This is a genomic window from Microbispora sp. CSR-4 (genome assembly GCF_008033685.1).
Classification (GTDB): domain Bacteria; phylum Actinomycetota; class Actinomycetes; order Streptosporangiales; family Streptosporangiaceae; genus Microbispora.
The window spans coordinates 60917-81181 of record NZ_VJVX01000012.1 but is presented as its reverse complement, the minus strand read 5'-3'; the positions used below and the strand labels follow the sequence as shown (position 1 = coordinate 81181).

Below are 20265 nucleotides of genomic sequence, written 5' to 3'. Positions count from 1 at the left end.
GAGTGAGTCGACGGGTACCCGATCAGGGGGACTACTGCTGCCGGACGCGTGAGGGGAAGGCTTTGACCGGGTGCGTGGACATCTCCGGGGAAGGGCGAGCGGTTCCCCGCCGCTTCACCGAGACGAGGTGCGCGCACCGGTGCCTGACCCCGTCACAAGGGGGCCAGTCCTGAGGAGATCATGGAGGCGATCTGGGTGGCCGCGGAGATGCGCGCCGGCGGCGCCTACGCGCACTCCACCCTTGCCCTGCACGCGATGAGCGAAGCCACGCCGGACAAGGGTGACTCCCCCGCTCGCTGAAGGGGGCGACCTCTCGCTGGTGCGACGGCACGACCTCTGTCGTGGACGTCGGCGGACAGGCGCCGGGCCGCTTCCGCGGCGGCGCGCGCGTTCAGACGCGTCAGGAAGCGGCGAGGGTGATGCGGTCGGCGAAACGGGCGTAACGCGACAGTTCGTCGCGCGTCGGAGCGACGATCAGCTCCCCGGCGACCTGTTCGATGCCGGCGCGCAACGCCTTGGCGGCTCTGCGGGCCCTGCGCCGCCCTCCGGCCCAGGCGAACACCCGGCACAGCCCCGCGATCAGCAGGCCCGCCAGCGCGCCGCCCAGCAGGAGCACGGTCGGCCACGGCGCGCGGCCGAGCGTGGGGGTGGGCAGCCCGGGCAGCATGAGATAGTCCAGCGCGAAGCGCACGAGCAGCCAGATCGCGCCCACGGCCATCGCGGCGACGGTCAGCCACTGCGCCGTCCCCGCCACGCGCCACCACCGAGGGGCTCTGGAGACACGGCCCGAGGTCGCCGCCGCGACCGTGCGGTCCAGGGCGTCCGTCAGCTCCTGCGACCGCGACCGGGCCGCGTGCCGTACGGCTGTCGCCCACGGCTCGGGCACCGTGGCCGCGGCGGCGGCCCCGACGTCGCGCAGGGCGGTGTCCACGGCGGAGACCTCGACGGCGGTGGCCGCGGGCAGCGAGGAACGGGCGCCCTTGGCCAGGTGGAGACGGCGCAGCGGGTCGGGCCGCAGCTTTCGCAGCCAGCGCGTCACCGGCCAGCCCGTCGCGGCGATCGAGCGGTGCCGATGCGACTTCGCGACCGCCTCGACCACGGCGGGCACCCCCGCCGCCTGTGCCAGCGCCCGCGTGAGAGCCCTGCTCAGGGCGACGTCGGGCACCGCGACCCGTCCCGGCGCGGGCGCCGCCCCGGCCGCCGCATGCGACGCGGCGGGAGACGGCGACGCGGCGGGAGACGGCGACATGGCCGGAGACGGCGGCCCGGTGACCACCCCCGATGCCGCCTCCCGCGCGGCCCGCAGGGCGTCCGAGGGCAGGACGGCCGGAGGCGCGGCGTCCGGGGGCCGGGTTTCGGCCCAGAGGGCGGCGGCGGCCGAGGCCACGTCGGCGGCGAGCCGGGACGACCAGGCGCGGCGGCGGGAGACCTGCCGGTCGAGCAGCGCCCGCAGCTCGGGGACGCCCTCGCCGGTGCGGGCGGAGACGCCGAGCACCGGCACCCCTTCGAGCCCGTCGGCCGCGAGCAGGCCGCGCAGGTCGTCGAGACAGCGCTTGACCGACCGCTCCGGCAGCCGGTCGACCTGGTTGAGCACGACGACCATGACGTCCCGGTGCCGGGCGAGCGGGCGCAGGTAGCGCTCGTGCACGGCCGCGTCGGCGTACTTCTGCGGGTCGAGGACCCAGACCAGCAGGTCGACCGCGGCGACCAGGCGGTCGACCTCCCTGCGGTGGGACAGCTCGATGGAGTCGTGGTCGGGCAGGTCGAGCAGGATCAGCCCCGACGCGTCGCCGTCGACCGTGTGACGCAGCGGGACGTCGAGCCAGTCGAGCAGCGGTCCCGAGCCGGCGGCGCCCCACAGGGCCGCCTGCGCCTTGGCGGTCGTCGGCCGGGTCATCCCCACCGCCGCGAGCTCGGTCCCCGACAGGGCGTTGAAGAGCGACGATTTGCCGCTGCCCGTCGCCCCGGCGAGGGCGACCGCGGTGTGCTCGACCGACAGGCCGCGCCGTACGCCGGCCCGGGCGACCACGGCGCGCGCGTGGTCCACGGCCTCCTGGCCGAGCCGGCCCTCGGCCAGGTCGGCGGCCTCCGCGAGCGCCTCCAGCCGGTCGTCCAGCGACACCTCCGCCTTCCGCAGCGGGAGCTTCACAGGATGCCCCTCTCCTGTACGGCCTTGGCGGCCTCACGCAGCCGGGCGGCCGTCTCCGGAGCCGGGCCAAGCCCCTCCACCAGGGAAACGAAGCGGGCGCGGTCCTCGTCGAGCAGGGCGCGCACACGCTGCCGCAGGTCCTCGCGGGCCCGCTGGGTCAGGGTGCGTACGGCCTGGTCGCCGAAGACGGCTTCGAGCAGCTTCTGGCTGAGCACGCCGGTGCCACCGGCGATGCCCAGCTCGATGCCGGTGATCCCCCCGGTCGTGGAGAACACCGCAAGCATGATCAGCACGCCGAGGCTGTTCACGCCGAACGACGCCGCCCGGGCGAGCGTCCGCCGGTCGGCGCCTTCGGAGCGGACGAGGTCGAGCACGTGCCCCTGCCAGGCGCGTACGGCCGCGCCGGCCCGGGCGGGCAGGTCGGGGGACGCGCGGCCGAGCCGCCCCGAGACGGCGACTCCCGACTTCTCCAGCAGGTCGCGCCCGGCGGGAAGGGCCAGCCACGCCTCCACGGCCCGTTCGGCGGCAGCATCGGCGGTGGCGCGGGTCAGCGACTCCACCCCGCTCTCCAGCGCGATCCGCAGCTCCTTGTCGGGCGCCGGGCGGCCACGGAAGACGGCGACGAGGCGGTCGCGCAGCCAGCCGACGCGGGACTCCAGGGCCCGCATGAGGTCGCCGGTGCCGACGAAGTCCTGCCAGCGGGCCAGCACCTCGCCGCGCAGCAGCCTGCCGTCGCGCATCCCCTCGTCGAACGCCGACATCGCCACGTCGTACGCCTTGACGGCGATGTCGCGCAGCTCGGCGATCCCCGCCCGCTGGCGCTCCACCCGGTCGGCCAGGTCGGGCACCCGGGTGCCGAGGCTGTCCAGGGCGCCGGTCAGGGTCCGCCGTACGACCTCGGCCCGTGCCTTGGCGTCCACGGTCAGGCCGGCGAGCCAGGTCGCGATCGGCTGCACGACGTCGGCGGGCAGCCGGGCGCGCTCCGACGGCAGCTCAAGCTCGGGCACGGCGAACAGTGGTGTGCCGCCCAGGCCGTTCTCGTTCAGGAGCCGGGTCAGGTCGGCGACGACGGGCTCGCGGGCCTCGGCCGGGACCCGCTGGAGGATCACCGCGAGCGCCGTGCTCCGCTCCCGGGCCACGCGCAGGAAGCTCCACGGCACCTCGTCGGCGTACCGCGCGGCGGTCGTGACGAACAGCCACAAATCGGCCGCGGCGAGCAGTTGCGCGGCCAGCTCGCGGTTGGCCGTCACGACCGAGTCGATGTCGGGGGCGTCGAGCAGCGCCAGCCCGGGAGGCAGGGCGTCGACGGGGGCGATCCGCAGGGTGCCCGGCTCGCCGCGTCCGCCGTCGGCCACCCCGCCCGTCACCCGGGCCAGCCCGGGCAGGACGGTGGCGGCGGTGAACCAGGCGACGTCGGCGGGGTTGCACACCAGGGTCGGCGCGAGCGTGGTGGGCCGCAGCACCCCAGGCTCGGTCACGAGCGCCCCGGCCAGCGAGTTGACCAGGGTGGACTTGCCCGCCCCCGTGGAGCCTCCGACCACGGCGAGCAGCGGCGCGTCGATGGCCGACAGGCGGGGCAGCAGGTAGTCGTCGAGCTGCCCGCGCAACTCCGCCAGGACGCGCCTGTCGGCCGCGGCGTCCCCGATTTCCAGGGGAAACAGGTCCTGATCGAGGTGACGCCGCAGGCTCTCCAGGGCGGCGCGCAGCCTGTCGTTCCCCGCCATACCCCCGACCTTCCCTGTGGAAGGCCGCCGAATCAACCGCTCCGGTCGTCAGGAAGCGGGCGTGGCCGCCGGAGTGGGGAGCAGCACCTTGCACTTGTCGTACGCCTTGGCCACCTTGGGGTCGGCCGTGGCCAGGCCGCGTACACCTCCGTTGGCGGGCAGCTCGGCGCCGTTGTCCTTCATGCAGGTGCGGAACGCCTGGAGGGCCTGCGGATCGGCGCCGCGCCGGCCGCCGAACCCGCCACCGCCGGCGGGCATGAGCGAACGGCACGCCTCGAACGCCTTGCTCATGGCGGGGTCCATCGACCGGAAGCCGCCGAAGCCGCCGCCGGGCCGCCCGCTCGGTCGTCCGCTCGGCCAGGCGGTGGGCCTGCCGCTGGGCCTGTCACTGGGCCAGGCGCCGGGTCTGTCGCTCGGCCGTCCGGTGGGCAGCGTGACGCCGTTCTCGCGCAGGCAGTCGGTGAACGCGGTCCGGGAGTCGGCGCCCGAACCACCGGCGGCGGCCTGCGTGGTGGCCGTGGTGGGCGTGGTGGGCGTGGTGGGCGTGGTGGCTGCGGTGTCGTCACCGCCGCCGCAGCCGGTCACCGTGACGGCCAGGGCCGCCGCGGCGACGGCGATGGACAGGTAGCGCAAGGGAGATCACCCTAGCCTTTCGTCGGGAGCCTCTCCGTGAGGAGGGCACGCGGGGAGGCGGACGCGGAACACCGCGCCGCGGCCGGGCTTGCTGTCGGCCGTGATGGTGCCGCCGTGGGCCTGGACGAGTGCGGCGGCGATGGACAGCCCGAGCCCCGTGCCGCCGGCGTCCGACCGGCTGCGCGAGGGATCGGCGCGGTAGAACCTCTCGAAGACCCGCTCGGCGTCGCCGGGGGCCAGGCCGGGCCCGTCGTCGGCCACCTCGATCAGGGCCTGCGACCCGGACACGATCCCCACGCCGACGCGGAACGCGGTGCCCTTGGGGGTGTGCCGCAGCGCGTTGCTGACGAGGTTGCCGACGACCTGGCGCAGCCGCGCCTCGTCGCCGAGCACCCGCACCGGTTCGTCCGAGTCGTCCAGCCGCAGCAGGTCGATCTCCCGGTCCGGCGCGAGCGTCTGCGCGTCGAGCACCGCCCCAGCCGCGAGGCTGAGCACGTCGACCGGGCGGCGTTCGAGGGGACGCTGCTGGTCGAGGCGGGCGAGCAGCAGCAGGTCGTCCACCAGCAGGCCCATCCGTACGGCCTGGTCCTCGATGCGGCGCAGCAGCACGACGGGGTCCTGCGAGTTCTGCTGCCGATAGAGCTCGGCGAAGCCGCGGATCGAGGTGAGCGGGGTGCGCAGCTCGTGGGAGGCGTCGGCCATGAACCGGCGCATGCGCTCCTGCGACGCCTCCCGCTCCCGGAAGGCCGTCTCGATCTGGGTGAGCATGCCGTTGATCGACCGGCCGAGACGGCCCATCTCGGTGCGCCGGTGCCGGAGCGGGACACGCCGCGACAGATCGCCCGCCGCGATGGCCTCCGCCGTCCGTTCGATCTCCCCCAGCGGGCGCAGGCTGCGCCGTACGAGCCAGTAGCAGGCGACCCCGAGCGCGACGAGCACGGCGAGACCGACCCCAAGGACGATCACCGCGAGCCGGGAGACCGTGCCGTCGATATCGTCCAGGCTGATGGCCGCGACGCGGAAGCGGGCGCCGTCGTCCTCGCGTACGGCGATCGCCCGCCACAACCCTCCCGAGGAGCCCTCGACCGTGAAGAGCCACTGCCTGCGGTCCTGCCGGGGGGTGGGCAGCGCGGGCAGCGAATCGGCGTTCGGCGGCTCCTGAACGGTGCGGATGACGGTGCCGTTCCGGTCGAGCAGGACTACGTAGAACGAGCCGAACTGCCGCGGTGGCCGGAACGCGTTGCCCATGACCTGCGGCGGAACCGGTGGCTCCGCCGGCCGCCGCCCGAAGGCCGTGAGCTGCACGTCGACCCGGTCCACCAGGTAGCCCCGCAGGAGCTGTACGGCGAAGCCGCCGGTGAGCGCGATCGCGAGCGCCACGAGCAGCAGCGTCCCCGCCACGAGCCGCAGCCACAGCGGGGTCCTCGCGACCCGCCGCCGCAGCTCGCGGATGCTCAGCAGGCGCAGCGCGCCGAGCGGGCGCGGCGGCCGGGGCCACCGGCGGGTGCGGCCGGACTCGTCCGCCTCCGCATCGCCCTCCACATCGGCCTTCGCGGCGGCCCTTTTACCGGCGCCGCGGGCGTGGATCAGGTCACTGACGCGGCGCACGGAGGACATAGCCCACGCCGCGGAGCGTGTGGATCAGTTTGGGCTCGACCGTGTCGATCTTGCGGCGGAGATAGGAGACGTACGACTCGACCACGTTGCGGTCGCCGCCGAAGTCGTAGTGCCAGACGTGGTCGAGGATCTGCGCCTTCGACACCACCCGGCCCTGGTTGACCATGAAGTAGTGCAGGAGCTTGAACTCGGTGGGCGACAGCCGTACGGGGGCGCCGTCCCGCCAGACCTCGCGGGACTCCTCGTCGAGCTCCAGATCGCCGACGCGCAGCCGGGCGGGAGTCGTGTCGCCGCGGGTGCGCCGCAGCACGGCCCGGATGCGCGCGAGCAGCTCCTCCAGGCTGAACGGCTTGGTGACGTAGTCGTCACCCGAGCCGAGCCCGACGATCTTGTCCTCGTTCGCGTCCCTGGCGGTGAGGAACAGCACGGGGATCCGCCGCCCGGAGGCGTGGAGCCGGTCGGTGACGGCGAAGCCGTCCAGATCGGGCAGCATGACGTCGAGCACGATCAGGTCGGGGCGCATCTTGCCGGCGATCTGCACCGCGTCGCGGCCGGACGACGCGGTGATCACCTCGAATCCGGCGTACCGCAGGCTCGCCGACAGCAGCTCCCTGATGTCGGGCTCGTCGTCGACGACCAGCAGGCGGCCTTCCCTGATCACGATCCCGCCCTCCGGTCCAGGGCCGCGATCACGATCCCGCCCTCCGGCCCAGGGCCGCGCCCTCGGTGACGGACGTCGCCGCCACCTGGCCCTGCGCGTCGGGGGTCCCCGCGACGGTGACGAAGCTGCCGGGCTTGAGGTCGGAGACCTTCCCCGACCGGGTGACCCGCACCTTGGTGTCGCGCGAGGTCGTCACCGTGACCACGCCGCCGCTCACGGTCTGGACGTAGATCTTGTCGCCGTCGACCAGCTTGACGGTGCCGAAGGTCGCGCCGCCCGGCCCCGCTCCCGCCCCGGCGCCTCCGGCCCCTGCGCCGCCGCCCGCACGCCCGGCGCCACCGCCCGCGAAGCCACCGCCTCCGCCCGCGCCCCGGGCGAACCCGCCGTTCGCTCCGCCGCCTCCGGGGGCCTGAGCGTCCGCGAACGCGCCGGCGCCGGCCTCGCGGGACGGGAACCGGCCCGACGTGGAGCCGCCCATGAGCTTCTGCACCTGGATGCCGAGGAGCAGCCCGGCCACGAGCAGGACGCCTCCGGCCAGGGCGAGCGTCAGCTTCGACCCGCCCGCCCGAGCGGGACGCGCGGCCAGGACCTCCTGGAGGTCGTCGTCGTACGGAGAGGCCTCCAGAAGCTCCTCGGTGTCGTGCCTGCTCACATCCATCTCCCTTCCATGGGTCCGGCCATCACTCGAAGCGGAGCGCTTCGATCGGCCGCAGCCCGGCGGCACGGTTGGCGGGATAACTGCCGAAGAACAGGCCGATCGCGACCGAGACGCCGAGCGCCAGCGCGATCGACGTGGGGACGATCACCGGTTGCACGCCCGCGATGGTGAACTGGGCACCGACCACGGCGATCAGCACGCCCAGCAGGCCGCCGACGAGGCTGAGCATCGTCGCCTCGGCGAGGAACTGGCCGAGGATCGCGCCCTTGGGCGCGCCGATCGCCTTGCGGATGCCGATCTCCCTGGTCCGCTCGGTGACCGTGACGAGCATGATGTTGGTGATGCCGATGCCGCCGACGAGCAGGCTGATGGCGGCCACCGCGCCGAGCAGGACCGTGAACGTCCCGATCGCCGCGCCGACCGTTTCCTGCAGGGTCTCCTGGTTGAGGATGCGATAGTCGGCGCTCGCCGTGCCGGTGATGCCGTGCCGCTGGTTGAGCACCTCGGTGACCTCGGCCTGCGCGGCGTCCACCGTCTCGGCGCTCTTGGCCTGGACGAGGATCTGTCCCAGCGGCCCGAAGCCGGTCAGGCTCTGCTGTACGGCGGGCAGCGGGGCGATGGCCACGTCGTCGGCGTCCTGGAAGCCGGACGAGCCGGCCTCCTTGAGCACTCCCACGACGGTGAACGGCACGCCCGACACGGTGATCTGCTTGCCGAGGGGATCGACCGTGCCGAACAGGTCGTCGGCCACCGTCTGCCCGATCACCACGACCTTGCGCGCGGCGAGCACGTCGTCGTTGAAGAAGTACGTCCCCTTGGCCACCGGCTTGTTGGACGCCTCGAAATAGCTCGGGTAGGTGCCCACGAGCTGGCCGATCGCGTGGCTCGCCCCCTCGTACGTCGCGGTCTGGGACTGGGCCGTCACGACGGGCGAGACGCTCTTGACCGAGGGGGCGTTCGCCGGGTCGGCCAGCGCCCGCGCGTCCTCGACGGTCAGGTTCTTGGCCTGGGTGCGGGGGCCGTTGTTCTGCCGCCCGGCCCCGCCGCCGTCTCCGCCGCCGAAGGCCCGGGCGAACCCGCCTCCACCGCCCCCGCCTCCCGAGGTGGAGGGCGTGATGGTCAGCGAGTTGGCCCCGAGCTGCTGGATGTTCGCCTGGATCTGCCGCGAGGACCCCTCGCCGATCGCGACCAGCAGAATCACCGCGGCGACGCCGATCAGGATGCCGAGCATGGTGAGCGCGCTGCGCATCTTGTTGGCGGCCAGGCCGCGCAGGGCGAACCGCAGGACCTCCGCGCCGTTCACGAGGCCACCTCCGCGAGCCGCGGGGGCAGCCCGCCGACCGGCGTGGTGCGCGCGTCCTCCACGATCTGGCCGTCCATGAGGCGGACGACCCGTTTGGCGTGGGCGGCGACCTCCTCCTCGTGCGTGATGACGACCAGGGTCCGGCCGTTCGCGCTGAGGCGGTCGAAGATGTTCATGACGTCCTCGCTGGACTTGCTGTCGAGAGCGCCCGTGGGCTCGTCGGCCAGCAGCAGGGTCGGCGCGGTGACGAGCGCGCGGGCCACCGCCACCCGCTGCTGCTGGCCTCCGGACAGCTCGTTGGGCTGGTGGTGGACGCGCTCGGCGAGCCCGACCCGGTCCAGCGCGGCCAGCGCCCTGCGGCGCCGCTCTGCGGCCTTGACCCCGCCGTACGCCAGGGGAAGCTCGACGTTGGCGAGCGCGCTCATCCGGGGGATGAGGTTGAACGACTGGAAGACGAAGCCGAGCTTGCGGTTGCGGACGATCGCGAGCCGCCGTTCGTCGAGCCCGCCGACGTCGGTGCCGTCGAGGCGGTAGGTCCCGCCGGACGGGATGTCGAGGCAGCCGATGATGTTCATCAGCGTGGACTTGCCGGAGCCGGAGGCGCCCATGATCGCGACGTAGTCGCCGCGCTCCACCCTGAGCGACACGCCGCGCAGCGCGTGCACCGCGGTCTCGCCCTCGCCGTACACCTTGGTGACGTGGCGCAGGTCGAGCACGGGAGGATCGAGCGCCGGAGGGCCGGGCACCCGCGGAGGGCCGGCCCTCATCGGTTGCCTCCGCCGCGGCCGCCGCCGAAGCCACCGCCACCACCGCCGCCGAAGCCGCGGCCGAACCCCCCGCCGCCGGGAAGCTGGATGCCGCCGCCTCCGCCGGTCGTCGACGCCTGTGGCCGCACCACCTGGTCGCCCTCCTGGAGTCCCGACTTGATCTCGGTGGTCGTGTCGCCCTTCAGGCCGACCTCCACCCGCTTCACGACCTGCCTGCCGTTCTCCAGGACGGTCACCGTGGTCTGGCCGCCCGCCGTCGTGACCGCCGAGGAGGCCACCGTGAGCACGTCGTCGGCCTTGCCCACGGTCACCTGCACCGTGGCCGTCTGACCGAGCCGTACGGTGGACGGCACGTCGGTCAGCGAGATCGTCACGGCGTACTGGACGACGTTGTTGTTCGTCTGCGGCTGCGGGTCGACCACCGTCACCTTGCCTGCGGCGGTGACCCCGGGGAGCGCGTCGAAGGACACGGTCGCCGCCTGGCCGACCTTGATCCTGCTGACGTCGGCCTCGGTGAAGTCACCGACGATCTGCAGGCGGGCGGGGTCGGCGATGTCGATGAAGCCGCCGGACCCGCCCGATGCCGACGCGCCGCCCTGCGACTGCCCCAGGCCGCCCTGGGAGGACCCGCCGGACCCACCGGATCCGCCGCCGGACGCGCCCGAGGAGCCGCCCACGGCCCCGTTGACCGCCGTGACGACCCCGGCGAAGGGCGCCCTGATCACCGTGCCCGCCACAGCCCGCTTGGCCGACCGGTAGGCGTTCCTCGCGTTGATGTACTGCGAGTAGCCCGAGGCGGTCGAGGTGTCGGCCTCCTCGGCGGCGTCCAAGCTCGCCTTGGCCGCCTCCAGGCTCTCCTGGGCGGCCGTGTCGTCGATGCGCGCGAGCACCTGACCCTTCTTGACCTTGTCGCCGCTCTGGACCAGGACGGACTCGACGGTGCCGTTCGTACCGAAATCGAGGGCGCGCGTCCTGGCGCTCTCGACGGAACCGGAGGCCGATACCGAGGCGAGCACGGTCCCGCGGGTCACCCGGGTCGTGAGCGGCGCGGGGCCGTCTCCGGAGGAGTCGCCTCCCACGGACGCCCAGGCCGCCGCGATCCCGCCGAGCAGCAGTACCACCAGGACACCGTTGACAATCAATGTCCTGCGCTTCGTCGACAGCTTCACGACGTCGAACCATGGCAAACCCCGCTTCGGGCAACCTAGGCCGATGCTGAGGGTTTGCTGACAGTCCAGGTCGGGACGCGCATTTACAGACAACTCTCAGGTACGGCCAAGCCACCGGTCACGTGACGTCAGCAGGATGTCCGCCATGAGATCGAGCACTCCCATCAGGGTCGGAGGGCTCGCGCTGGCGGGGATCGTCATCGCGAGCGTCGCCGTGATCTCCGCCACCGGCGGCGACACCTCCGTGGCCGACCGGATAGCGCTCGCCTCGGTCAAGCGGGGCACGGTCGCGTCGTACGTCTCGGCCGCCGGCAACACCGTCGACAACGGCGTGCGCGATCTCGCGTTCGGAGCGGAGGGCACGGTCGAGAAGGTCTACGTCAAGGTCGGCCAGAAGGTCCGCCGCGGCAAGGTCCTCGCCCGGATCGACGACACCATCGCCAAGGAGAACTACGAGGCCGCGAAGGCCGCGCTCGCCGCCGCCAAGGAGACCCTCGACAACGTGCAGAACGGCACCGCCACCGCGAGCGGAGCCTCGGTCCCGAGCGCGGGCGGCTCGGGTTCCGGAGGCGGCTCGGGCTTTACGGGCTCCGGTGCCGGGACGACCGGCGGCGGCGGCCCTGTCCCCTGCCCGACCCCTTCCGCCCGGCCATCCGGGCAGGAGCCCACGCGCCCCGCGCAGCCCTCGCCACAGCCGTCCGCGACCGCCCGGCCTTCGTATCGGCCGGCCGCGGCCTCGGCGAACACGGGCGCGAGCGCGGCGAGCATCGAGCTCGTGGCCTACCAGGGTGGTGATCACGGCGGCTCCACGCCCCGGCCCACCCCGACGGTCACGGCACACCCGCACCCGCATCCCCACCCGCATCCGAGACCGTCCTGGACGCACCATCCGGCCCCCACGGGCGGCACGAGCACGCCGGACCCCGGGACGAGCGTCTCGATCCCGCCCACGCCACCGGCGCATCCGTCCGCCACGCCGAACCCCTCCGGTGGTTCCTCCTCCTGCGCACCCGGGCAGGGCGGCCAGGGACAGAACCAGCAGGGACAGAACCCGCAGGGCCAGGGCGGCGGCGCCCAGGGGCGTGCGGGCTTCGGCGGCGGTGCGCAGGGGCGCGGCGGCTTCGGCGGCGGCCAGGGAGGCCAGGCGGGTCGGGGCGGCCAGGGCGGCGGCGCCCGGCTCACCGAGGCACAGGCAGAGGCGCAGGTCAGCCAGGCGACGACCGAGCTGGCCGACGCCAAGGAAGCGCTCGACGGCGTGAAGATCACGGCTCCGGCGGACGGCACGATCCTGTCCATCGCGGGAACCACCGGCTCCCGCTACACCTCGGGCACGTTCATCACCCTCGGCGACCTCGACGACCTGCAGGTGCAGGCGATGTTCACCGAGTCGGACGTCCGCTTCCTCAAGGTCGGTCAGGCGGCCACCGTGACACTGCCCACGCAGCCGGGGCAGGAATACCCGGGAACGGTCTCCCACATCGACCCGACCGCGACCACCACCAACCGCCTGGTCCGTTACGGCGTGACGATCGTCCTGAACAAACGCCCCGCCCGGCTGCTACTGGGCCAGAGCGCCACCGTACGGGTGACGACCGGCGAGGCGGCCGACGCGCTCTACGTCCCCTCCCAGGCCGTACGCACCCAGGGCGACGGCACCGCCGTGGTCACGGTGGCGAACGGCGGCACCCAGACGCGCCGTACGGTCAAGGTCGGCGTGCGCGGCGACAGCTACGTGCAGATCACGGGCGGCCTCTCCGAAGGAGACCAGGTCGTCCTGCCCGGCGCCGCCACCGCCTTCCCCGACGAGGGCTTCCCGGCGGCGACCACCCCGTCCGACGGCCACTGAGCGTCAGCCGTCCAGGCGTGCGGCGGCCTGCTTCTGGCAGCCGTATCGCCTGGACGGCGTCTGCACGCGTAGAAGGTCTGCACGCCTACGAGGCCGGACCGCCTTGCCGCATCCCGCTGAGGCGTGGACGACCGTCCCCGCACGCGTGTCATCCACATTCCTTCAGCAACTCCGGAGCGAACTTCACGCTTCGGAACAACTCCTCAGCCTGGTCCCGCAGATGCCGCGAGATGGGACCGCTCTCGTTCTCGTTGGCCTGCAGGGCCTCCTCCAGCAGGTCCCGCTCGATCCGCCGCTCCACGCTCACAATCCCCGCCGGTCACCCTGCCACAGCCACAACGACGGCTGTAGCTCCCGATTGGGGAACTCGTAACGGCTCTTCAGGAATCTCCCATCGGGCGAGGTTGACACGTCCGTGATCACCACCGCCGAATGGCCGCGTACGGGAGGTACGGCGCGGGGAAGCGCTTGTTCGGCAGCGGGCGTCACGCCGCAGGAGCCCGGGGCGTCAGGCGAACCTCGACATCCGCGTCCAGAGCGCTCGCCAGACGCTCGATGACAGGCAGGGTGGGAACCGTTCCTCCGGCCTCGAACCGCGCCACCGCCGACTGGGTCATGCCGGCGGCACGAGCCAGATCACTCTGGCTCCAGCCTCGCGTCTCTCGCATCGCCCGGATCGTCTTCCCCAGTTCATAAGCGAGACGCGCGGCCTCATAGGCTTCGACCGCTCCGGGCTCGGCCATACGGCGATCCCGGAGCTCCCGCCAGCTCTCCTGCTCGCTCATACCGCTTCTTCTTCCTCATCCACCGTGTGCGCCGCGTCGATACAGCGACGCAGCGCCCGACGCGCCCGATCTATCTCACGCTCGTCGCGTGGCCTGAATTTATAGAAAACCGTCAAGAGCACGATTCGGCGCCCGGGTGCGATCCAGTAGGTGATTCGCACCGCGATGTCGTTGAGATAGAACCGCAGCTCGCGTAACTTGCCGTCGAGTTGCTTGCTGTAAGGCTCCCCGAGCAGAGCCCCCTCCGCCGCGAGCAGATCGACATAGAACGCCACCTTCGCGAACGATGCGGCCGACAGACCTTCAAGCCACCGCCGAACCTCTGGTTCTAGCTCGACTGTACCCCAATCCATAGCATCAATGCTATGGGCTTGAAACACGATCCGCATCAATATCGTCACTTACCGCGACGGCCCCCTGGTGTCCCGCCTAACTCCGCCCGGGCAGCGTCTCAGACAGCGGACAGCGAAAGCGGTTAGTCGCGGGCGAAGGGGACTTCGTAGGCGGGCGGGACGCCCAGCATGGCCGTCAGGTCGTCCTCGGTGACGTCGAGGTGGAAGGCGCAGCCCGGCCGGGCGGGGTCCCAGCCACGACGCAGGGCCGTACGGATGACCTCCGCCCCCCAACCTGCACGCCAGAGCACGCGGGGGTCAGCGGAATCACACGATCAGGCGTTGGCCTCGGAGGCGAGGGGGAGGGTGACGCGGAAGGCGGCGCCGGCGCCCGGGGCCGACTCCACGCCGACCTCGCCTCCGTGGGCCTTGACGAGTGACTCCACGATCGCGAGCCCGAGGCCGCTGCCGCCCGCCGGCCGTGTGCGGGAGGGGTCGGCGCGGTAGAAGCGCTCGAAGACCCGCGCCGCCTGCTCGGGCGTGAGACCGGGCCCTTTGTCGGCCACCTCGATGAACGCCGCGCCGTCCGAGCTGCCGACGCGCACGGTGATCGGCGTTCCCTCGGGCGTGTGGGTCGTGGCGTTGTTCATCAGGTTGCCCACAACCTGCCTCAGCCGCACCTCGTCCCCCGAGACGATCAGCGCCGCGTCCCCCTCGACGACCAGCGACACGTCGCGGTCGGGGCAGAGGGTCCTGGCGTCGTGCACCGCGTCGCCCGCCAGGGCCAGCAGGTCCACGGGCTGCGTACGCAGGGGGCGCTGCTGGTCGAGCCGGGCGAGCAGCAGGAGGTCGTCCACCAGCAGGCCCATGCGGGCGGCCTCGCTCTCGATGCGCGACATCAGCTGGGTGGTGTCGGCGTCCGGCACCTGCCGGTGGAACTCGGCGAAGCCCCTGATCGAGGTGAGCGGCGTACGCAGTTCGTGCGAGGCGTCGGCCACGAAGCGGCGCATGCGCGCCTCCGACTCCCTGGCCGCGGCCTCGGAGGCCGCCCGGGCCTGGAACGCCGCCTCGATCTGGGCGAGCATGCCGTTCAGCGAGCGGGCGAGCCGCCCGACCTCGGTGCGCGGGTCGCGGTCGGGCACCCGGCTGCCGAGGTTTCCCCGGGCGATGGCCTCCGCGGTCGCCTCGATCTCCGCCAGCGGCCGCAGGCTGCGCCGTACGATCACGACGCCGACGACGGCGAGCAGGACCATCAGGGCACCGCCGACCAGCGCCTCGATGAGCGCGAGCCGGGTGGTGATCTGCGTGACCGAGGCCATGTCCACCGCGACGACGACCGTGCCGACGCCCTTCACGGGCACCACCCGGGCCCGCCACTGGCCGTCACCCGACACCGCCGTCACCGTCACGGGCTCCCGGGAGGTCACGGCGCCGGGCCCCGGCAGTGTCTCCGCGCTGACGCCGGCCTGCGCGAGCAGCGTCTTGCCGGCGCCGTCGCGGATCTCCACTCGGCCCTCGGGCGGCACCCTGATCCGGGTGAACGCCGCCGGGCCCTGGGCGAGCCGTCTTTCCGCCTCGTGGGCCAGGATGGCGACCTTCCAGTCGGTGCGGGTGATCAGGTAGTCGCGGAGCACCGAGACGCTGCCCACGCCGATGACCGCGAGGGCGACCGCGACCAGCGCGAGCATGGCCGCGCTGAGCCGGATCCGCAGCGGCGTGCGCCCCGACACGGCTCAGGCGCCGCTGGGTGGTGTCCGCATGACGTAGCCGACGCCGCGCAGCGTGTGGATGAGCCGGGGGTGGCGCCGGGAGTGGGCGTTGTCGAGCTTGCGGCGCAACACCGACACGTACGACTCGACGATCCCGGCGTCGCCGCGGAAGTCGTAGTCCCACACGTGGTCGAGGATCTGCGCCTTGGACAGCACCCGGCCGGCGTTGCACATGAAGTAACGCAGCAGCTTGAACTCCGTCGGCGACAGGGGTACGGCCCGGCCGCCGCGCCAGACCTCGTGGGACTCCTCGTCCAGCTCGATGTCGGCGAAGGTCAGCCGCGGCGGGGTGATCATCGGGTCTCCGGCGGTGCGGCGCAGCACGGCCCGGATCCTGGCGATGACCTCCTCCAGGCTGAACGGCTTGGTCACGTAGTCGTCGCCGCCGAGCGTCAGGCCCCGGATCTTGTCCTCGGTGGCGTCGCGCGCGGTGAGGAAGACGACAGGGGTGAGGGTTCCGCCACTGCGCAGCCTGCGTACGATGTCGAACCCGTCCATGTCGGGCAGCATGACGTCGAGCACGATCAGGTCCGGCCGGTGCCGCTGAGCCGCGGCCACCGCCTCTCCGCCATTGGACGCGGTGTGGACCTCGAATCCGGCATACCGGAGGCTGGCCGCGAGCAGTTCGAGGATGTTCGGCTCGTCCTCGACGATCAGCAGCCGGGCTTCGGGAGATTCAACGACCATGTCGGCAGCACTCTAGCCCTAGGAAGTTAAGGGAACCGTTAAAGCGATGTGCCGGGCGATCGCCAGGCTGCTCGTCGCCGCAGGTGAGGGCGCGTTTCGCACCAGCACGATACGCCCGTGGACGTCGATGACGAAGTCGTCGAGCAGCCTGCCGTCGCGTGCCACGGCCTGGGCGCGCACACCGCCCTGGGTGCGTACGAGGTCGGCCGGGGCCAGCTCGGGCACGTACCGCCGGGCGGCTGCCACGAAGGCCCGCTTGGCCAGCGAGCCGTAGACCTCGCGCAGGCCGGTGCGCCAGTGCTCGGCCGCCATGCGCCGGGCGCCCGGCCAGGCGACGATCCGCCGCAGGTCGCGCAGCGACGCCGTCCCCCAGGAGTAGCCCTCCAGGGCGAGCGCGGGCACGGCGTTGGGCCCGACCAGGACCTCCCCGTCGATCCTGCGGGTCAGGTGGACGCCGAGGAACGGGTAGCGGGGATCGGGCACGGGATAGATGAGCCCTTTCACCAGGCCGCGTGCCGGCCCGGCGAGCCTGTAGTACTCACCGCGGAACGGGACGATCCGCACGTCACCGCCCGCCCGCGCCAGGTCCGCCACACGGTCGGTGCCGAGGCCCGCGCAGGAGATCAGCCGGTCGAAGGTGAGCCTCTCCGGCCCGGCCGCCACCGCCACCTCGTCGGTGGTCTGCCTGATCGCGAGCACGGGACGCGAGAGCCGTACGGACCCGCCCGCCTCGGCCAGGTCGGCGGCGAGGCGGCGCGCGACCGCGGAGAAGTCGGTGATCGCGGTGTGCGGCGAGTGGACGGCGGCGACCCCGACCGCGTGCGGCTCGACCTCACGCAGGCCGATCGCGTCGAGCTCGGCGATGCCGGGCACGCCGTTCTCCCTGGCCCGCTCGGCGATGCGGCGCAGACCGGGCAGCTCGGCCCGGGTGGAGGCCACGACGAGCTTGCCCACCTCGTCGTACGGCAGGCCGTGCTCGGCGCAGTATTCGCGCAGCATCGCCATGCCCTCCCGGCACAGCGTCGCCTTGAGCGAGCCGGGCTGGTAGTAGATCCCGGCGTGCACGACCCCGCTGTTGTGCCCGGTCTGGTGGGCGGCGATCCGGGGCTCCTTCTCCAGGACGGTCACCTCGGCGCCCGCCCGCGCCATCTGCCGGGCCACGGCCAGACCGAGGATCCCGGCGCCGACGATCCCGATCCTCATGGCCGCGTGGTTGTCGACAGCATGTCGGACATTCTCGCAGCCGGAGCCGCTCCACGGTGATCGAACCTGTGTTCGGTATGATGGCGGAGTGTACGTGCCACCCGGCTGGCCACCGGAGGTGCGCCCTCCTGGCAGCCCCGATTGGGAGGTCTCGGCCGTGTCGTGGCTGCTCGACGCGGTGCCGCCCGACTATCGCGCGTACGGCGTGCTGCGCCGCCACCCGCTGGCGCTCGCCCGGATGGCCCGCCAGCAGGTCGCGGCCTCGATCCAGGCGGCCCGGGAGGGATACCGGGGCGCGGCGGTGGAGCTGAAGGAGCACCTGCCCCCGCACGCGATCGAGGCCGTCCTGGACGCCTACCGCCAGGAAGGCCCCCGGCTCGTACGGCTGGCCGAGTCGGTCGCGCTCGTGGAACGGGCCCTGCGCGGCGAGCACTTCCTCCCTCGCCTGTGACTGCGCTCTTAAGTTCGGACATATGGGGCATGTCACCCTAAAAGAAGGAATCGGGGGTTAGCCATGACCACAGAGGGAGCGACCAAGACCGCAGGTCAGGTTATGCACGAGGGCGCGGAATGCATCGGCGAGCACGAGAGCCTGCGCAGGGCCGCGGAGATGATGCGGGACATGAACGTCGGCGCCCTTCCCATCTGCGGCGACGACGACCGGCTCAAGGGCATCATCACCGACCGCGACATCGTGATCAAGTGCTGCGCCGAGGGCAAGGACCTCGACCAGACCACGGCGGGCGAGCTCGCCCGCGGCCTCGTCTGGGTCGACGCCAACGCCAGCGTCGAAGACGCCCTGATGAAGATGGAGGAGCACCAGATCAAGCGCATGCCGGTGATCGAGAACCACCGCATCGTCGGGATGATCACCGAGGCCGATCTGGCCAAGGAACTGCCCGACAGCAAGCTCGCGGAGTTCGTGCACCGCATCTACGCGCGGAGCTGACCGTCGCGGCGATCTCCGGGCCGGTGCCGCCGGGAACGGCCGCACCGGCCCTTCGCCTGCCCCGCCCGCCCCCGCACCACGAGCGACGCCCCGCCGCGTCCCCGCTTCAGGGCAAGCGCGCACCGCTAGCGGCGTCCCGGGGTGACCAGCCCGGACTCGTAGGCGTGCACCACCAGTTGGGCGCGATCACGAGCGCCCAGCTTGGCCATCACCCTGCTGACGTGGGTCTTGACGGTGGCGTGGCTGATCGTGAGGTGGCCGGCGATCTCCTCGTTGGACATCCCCGTCGCGACCAGCGACAGGACCTCGCGCTCCCGGTCGGTCAGCCGGTCGAGGCCGGGCCCCGGCACGGGCCTGGGCGGCGTGGAGACATACTCCTCGATCAGCCGCCTGGTGACCGAGGGGGACAGCAGCGCCTCGCCGTTGGCCGCCACCCGCACCGACTGCAGCAGGTCGGCCGGTTCGATGTCCTTGACCAGGAATCCGCTGGCCCCGGCGCGCAGGGCGGCGAAGACGTACTCGTCGAGGGCGTAGTTGGTGAGGATGACCACGCGCACCGAGTCGAGCTCCGGGTCGGCCCCGATCCTCCTCGTGGCTTGGATGCCGTCGAGCAGCGGCATCCGCACGTCGAGCAACGCCACGTCGGGCCGCAGGGCGCGGCACAGCTCGACGGCCTCGCCGCCGTTGCCCGCCTCCGCGACGACCGTGACGTCCTCGGCCATCTCCAGCAGCGCCCGGAACCCGGCGCGGATCAACGGCTGGTCGTCGGCCAGCAGCACCCGGATCACGGGGCGGCCGCCGTCGGCAGCTCGGCCCGTACGGCGAAGCCTCCCCCGGGTCGCGGCCCGGCGGTGAGCGAGCCGCCGAGGGCGACCGCGCGCTCGCGCATTCCGATCAACCCCATCCCGTTGTCCGTCGTCCCCGTCGTGGTCTGTCCGTCGTCCTCGACGCTCAGTTCGATCATGTCAGCCGCGTATTCGATCGTCACGGTGACGGAGGCGGCCCCGGCGTGCCGCAGCACGTTGGTGAACGCCTCCTGCACGATGCGGTAGGCGGCCCGGTCGACCTCCGGGGGCACCTCCCTGCGCGTGCCGATGGTCAGCGTCGTGACCGGCAGCCCCGCCGCTTCGGCCCGGTCCACCAGCCGGGGCAGCCTGGCCAGCCCCACCTCGGGGCCGTCGGGGTCGGCCTGGCGCAGGACGCCCAGCGTGGCGCGCAGCTCGTGCATCGCCTCCTTGCCCGACTCCTTCACAGCGAGCAGCGCCCGGCGGGTCAGGGCCGGATCCCGCTCCAGCGTCTGCAACGCGACCGAGGTCTGCACGTTGATGACGGAGATGGTGTGCGTGAGCGTGTCGTGGAGCTCCTGGGCGATCCACAGGCGCTCCTCCCCGGCCCTGCGCAGAGCGGCCTCCTCTCTGGTGAGTTCGGCCTGGATCGCCCGTTGTTCGACCTCTCTGAGGTAGGCGCGCCGGTTCTTGGTCACCTCGCCGAGCACCACCATCGCCACCAGCCAGCCGCTGAGCAGGCTGAGGCCGCCGGGCTCCGGATCGGCGTCGGCCAGCGCGACCGGGACGGCGATGCCGGCTGCCAGCGCGATGCCCAGACCGATCGCCAGGCGGCGCCGGCCCAGAGTGGCCGCCGTGTAGATCGCGATCAGGGCGGGCCCGGCGGCGAAGATGCCCGGGTAACGCGCACCGTAGTAGGCGACGGCGCACCCGACCGTGACCACGCCGACCGTCACAGGAGCGCCGCGCCGCCGGACGAGCACCAGAGACGCCACCACGATCAGCATGAGGCCGAGCGGGTCAAGCGGCCGCTCCGTGAGACCCGAGCTCGACAGCCTGCCGTACGTGCCCGCGACGCCGAGCGTGAGCATGGCCGCGGTGATCAGCGCATCGACCTTCCACGGCCGCACGGCCTTCCACGGTGGCACGGTCTGCCAGAGCCGCACGGTTTTCCAAGGCCGCACGGTTTTCCACGGTCGCACGGGCTGCCACGGTCGCGCGGTCTTCC

Annotated in this window: 21 protein-coding genes; 3 read left to right on the top strand and 18 right to left on the bottom strand. The window is 72.8% G+C overall.

Features of this window, described 5'->3' with window-relative positions; translation table 11 throughout:
- Nucleotides 1-400: 400 nt before the first annotated feature.
- From FLV34_RS12310 to FLV34_RS12270, 9 genes are read right to left on the bottom strand one after another with little or no spacing between them, the layout of a single operon-like run.
- On the bottom strand, nucleotides 401-2149 hold the full coding sequence (locus FLV34_RS12310) for a YfjP family GTPase (protein WP_147943125.1): 1749 nt from the start codon (nucleotides 2147-2149) through the stop codon (nucleotides 401-403).
- Entirely contained in the window at nucleotides 2146-3873 is a 1728-nt protein-coding gene (locus FLV34_RS12305) for an ABC transporter (protein ID WP_147943124.1), read from the bottom strand. Before FLV34_RS12305 ends, FLV34_RS12310 begins: the two co-directional genes overlap by 4 nt.
- Before the next feature lie 48 nt (nucleotides 3874-3921).
- Complete coding sequence (locus FLV34_RS12300; protein WP_147943123.1) at nucleotides 3922-4506, bottom strand: hypothetical protein; 585 nt, start codon at nucleotides 4504-4506, stop codon at nucleotides 3922-3924.
- Between the two features lie 6 nt (nucleotides 4507-4512).
- Nucleotides 4513-6114, bottom strand: a complete 1602-nt coding sequence (locus FLV34_RS12295; RefSeq protein WP_261985750.1) for a cell wall metabolism sensor histidine kinase WalK — start codon at nucleotides 6112-6114, stop codon at nucleotides 4513-4515.
- Nucleotides 6098-6787, bottom strand: a complete 690-nt coding sequence (locus FLV34_RS12290) for a response regulator transcription factor (protein ID WP_147943121.1) — start codon at nucleotides 6785-6787, stop codon at nucleotides 6098-6100. The genes FLV34_RS12295 and FLV34_RS12290 overlap by 17 nt, the downstream gene beginning before the upstream one ends.
- 25 nt (nucleotides 6788-6812) lie before the next feature.
- The gene (locus tag FLV34_RS40395) at nucleotides 6813-7436 is read right to left on the bottom strand and encodes a hypothetical protein (RefSeq protein WP_187280615.1); all 624 of its coding nucleotides are present in this window, start codon (nucleotides 7434-7436) and stop codon (nucleotides 6813-6815) included.
- Nucleotides 7437-7464: 28 nt separating this feature from the next.
- On the bottom strand, nucleotides 7465-8745 hold the full coding sequence (locus FLV34_RS12280) for an ABC transporter permease (RefSeq protein ID WP_142650957.1): 1281 nt from the start codon (nucleotides 8743-8745) through the stop codon (nucleotides 7465-7467).
- Nucleotides 8742-9512 (bottom strand): ABC transporter ATP-binding protein, encoded by a 771-nt coding sequence (locus FLV34_RS12275; RefSeq protein WP_142650956.1) that lies wholly within the window; start codon nucleotides 9510-9512, stop codon nucleotides 8742-8744. The genes FLV34_RS12280 and FLV34_RS12275 overlap by 4 nt, the downstream gene beginning before the upstream one ends.
- The gene (locus tag FLV34_RS12270) at nucleotides 9509-10681 is read right to left on the bottom strand and encodes an efflux RND transporter periplasmic adaptor subunit (RefSeq protein WP_147943119.1); all 1173 of its coding nucleotides are present in this window, start codon (nucleotides 10679-10681) and stop codon (nucleotides 9509-9511) included. The genes FLV34_RS12275 and FLV34_RS12270 overlap by 4 nt, the downstream gene beginning before the upstream one ends.
- A gap of 145 nt (nucleotides 10682-10826) precedes the next feature.
- On the opposite strand from FLV34_RS12270, the gene FLV34_RS12265 reads away from it, so the two are divergent.
- The gene (locus tag FLV34_RS12265; RefSeq protein WP_187280614.1) at nucleotides 10827-12527 is read left to right on the top strand and encodes an efflux RND transporter periplasmic adaptor subunit; all 1701 of its coding nucleotides are present in this window, start codon (nucleotides 10827-10829) and stop codon (nucleotides 12525-12527) included.
- A gap of 148 nt (nucleotides 12528-12675) precedes the next feature.
- On the opposite strand, the gene FLV34_RS40390 is transcribed toward FLV34_RS12265, so the two are convergent.
- The 7 genes from FLV34_RS40390 to lhgO all read right to left on the bottom strand — a co-directional run bounded on the left by FLV34_RS40390 (nucleotide 12676) and on the right by lhgO (nucleotide 17303).
- Complete coding sequence (locus FLV34_RS40390; RefSeq protein ID WP_187280613.1) at nucleotides 12676-12834, bottom strand: hypothetical protein; 159 nt, start codon at nucleotides 12832-12834, stop codon at nucleotides 12676-12678.
- Between the two features lie 178 nt (nucleotides 12835-13012).
- Complete coding sequence (locus FLV34_RS12260) at nucleotides 13013-13312, bottom strand: helix-turn-helix domain-containing protein (RefSeq protein ID WP_147943117.1); 300 nt, start codon at nucleotides 13310-13312, stop codon at nucleotides 13013-13015.
- A complete protein-coding gene (locus FLV34_RS12255) occupies nucleotides 13309-13665 on the bottom strand; it encodes a type II toxin-antitoxin system RelE/ParE family toxin (RefSeq protein ID WP_147943116.1) in 357 nt (118 codons plus the stop codon). The genes FLV34_RS12260 and FLV34_RS12255 overlap by 4 nt, the downstream gene beginning before the upstream one ends.
- Before the next feature lie 122 nt (nucleotides 13666-13787).
- Entirely contained in the window at nucleotides 13788-13955 is a 168-nt protein-coding gene (locus FLV34_RS40385; protein WP_187280612.1) for a hypothetical protein, read from the bottom strand.
- A 24-nt stretch (nucleotides 13956-13979) separates the two neighbouring features.
- Nucleotides 13980-15374: a HAMP domain-containing sensor histidine kinase gene (locus FLV34_RS12250; RefSeq protein ID WP_315985186.1), complete on the bottom strand. Its 1395-nt coding sequence runs from the start codon at nucleotides 15372-15374 to the stop codon at nucleotides 13980-13982.
- Between the two features lie 3 nt (nucleotides 15375-15377).
- A complete protein-coding gene (locus tag FLV34_RS12245; protein WP_142650951.1) occupies nucleotides 15378-16100 on the bottom strand; it encodes a response regulator transcription factor in 723 nt (240 codons plus the stop codon).
- Between the two features lie 18 nt (nucleotides 16101-16118).
- Nucleotides 16119-17303 carry an L-2-hydroxyglutarate oxidase gene (gene lhgO / locus FLV34_RS12240; RefSeq protein WP_142650950.1) on the bottom strand — a complete coding sequence of 395 codons (1185 nt, stop codon included), beginning with the start codon at nucleotides 17301-17303 and terminating at the stop codon, nucleotides 16119-16121.
- An 88-nt stretch (nucleotides 17304-17391) separates the two neighbouring features.
- Between lhgO and FLV34_RS12235 the strand changes: the two genes are divergently transcribed.
- On the top strand, nucleotides 17392-17754 hold the full coding sequence (locus FLV34_RS12235) for a hypothetical protein (protein WP_142650949.1): 363 nt from the start codon (nucleotides 17392-17394) through the stop codon (nucleotides 17752-17754).
- Between the two features lie 63 nt (nucleotides 17755-17817).
- Nucleotides 17818-18252 (top strand): CBS domain-containing protein, encoded by a 435-nt coding sequence (locus tag FLV34_RS12230; protein ID WP_142650948.1) that lies wholly within the window; start codon nucleotides 17818-17820, stop codon nucleotides 18250-18252.
- A gap of 125 nt (nucleotides 18253-18377) precedes the next feature.
- On the opposite strand, the gene FLV34_RS12225 is transcribed toward FLV34_RS12230, so the two are convergent.
- The gene (locus FLV34_RS12225) at nucleotides 18378-19040 is read right to left on the bottom strand and encodes a response regulator transcription factor (protein ID WP_142650947.1); all 663 of its coding nucleotides are present in this window, start codon (nucleotides 19038-19040) and stop codon (nucleotides 18378-18380) included.
- On the bottom strand, nucleotides 19037-20203 hold the full coding sequence (locus tag FLV34_RS12220) for a sensor histidine kinase (protein ID WP_260617477.1): 1167 nt from the start codon (nucleotides 20201-20203) through the stop codon (nucleotides 19037-19039). The genes FLV34_RS12225 and FLV34_RS12220 overlap by 4 nt, the downstream gene beginning before the upstream one ends.
- Nucleotides 20204-20265 lie beyond the last annotated feature (62 nt).

Coding starts and splice junctions, on each gene's coding strand:
- FLV34_RS12255 (WP_147943116.1), bottom strand. CDS start 13,665: ATGGATTGGGGTACAGTCGAGCTAGAACCAGAGGTTCGGCGGTGGCTT.
- FLV34_RS12265 (WP_187280614.1), top strand. CDS start 10,827: ATGAGATCGAGCACTCCCATCAGGGTCGGAGGGCTCGCGCTGGCGGGG.
- FLV34_RS12275 (WP_142650956.1), bottom strand. CDS start 9,512: ATGAGGGCCGGCCCTCCGCGGGTGCCCGGCCCTCCGGCGCTCGATCCT.
- FLV34_RS12245 (WP_142650951.1), bottom strand. CDS start 16,100: ATGGTCGTTGAATCTCCCGAAGCCCGGCTGCTGATCGTCGAGGACGAG.
- FLV34_RS12260 (WP_147943117.1), bottom strand. CDS start 13,312: ATGAGCGAGCAGGAGAGCTGGCGGGAGCTCCGGGATCGCCGTATGGCC.
- FLV34_RS12305 (WP_147943124.1), bottom strand. CDS start 3,873: ATGGCGGGGAACGACAGGCTGCGCGCCGCCCTGGAGAGCCTGCGGCGT.
- lhgO (WP_142650950.1), bottom strand. CDS start 17,303: ATGAGGATCGGGATCGTCGGCGCCGGGATCCTCGGTCTGGCCGTGGCC.
- FLV34_RS12230 (WP_142650948.1), top strand. CDS start 17,818: ATGACCACAGAGGGAGCGACCAAGACCGCAGGTCAGGTTATGCACGAG.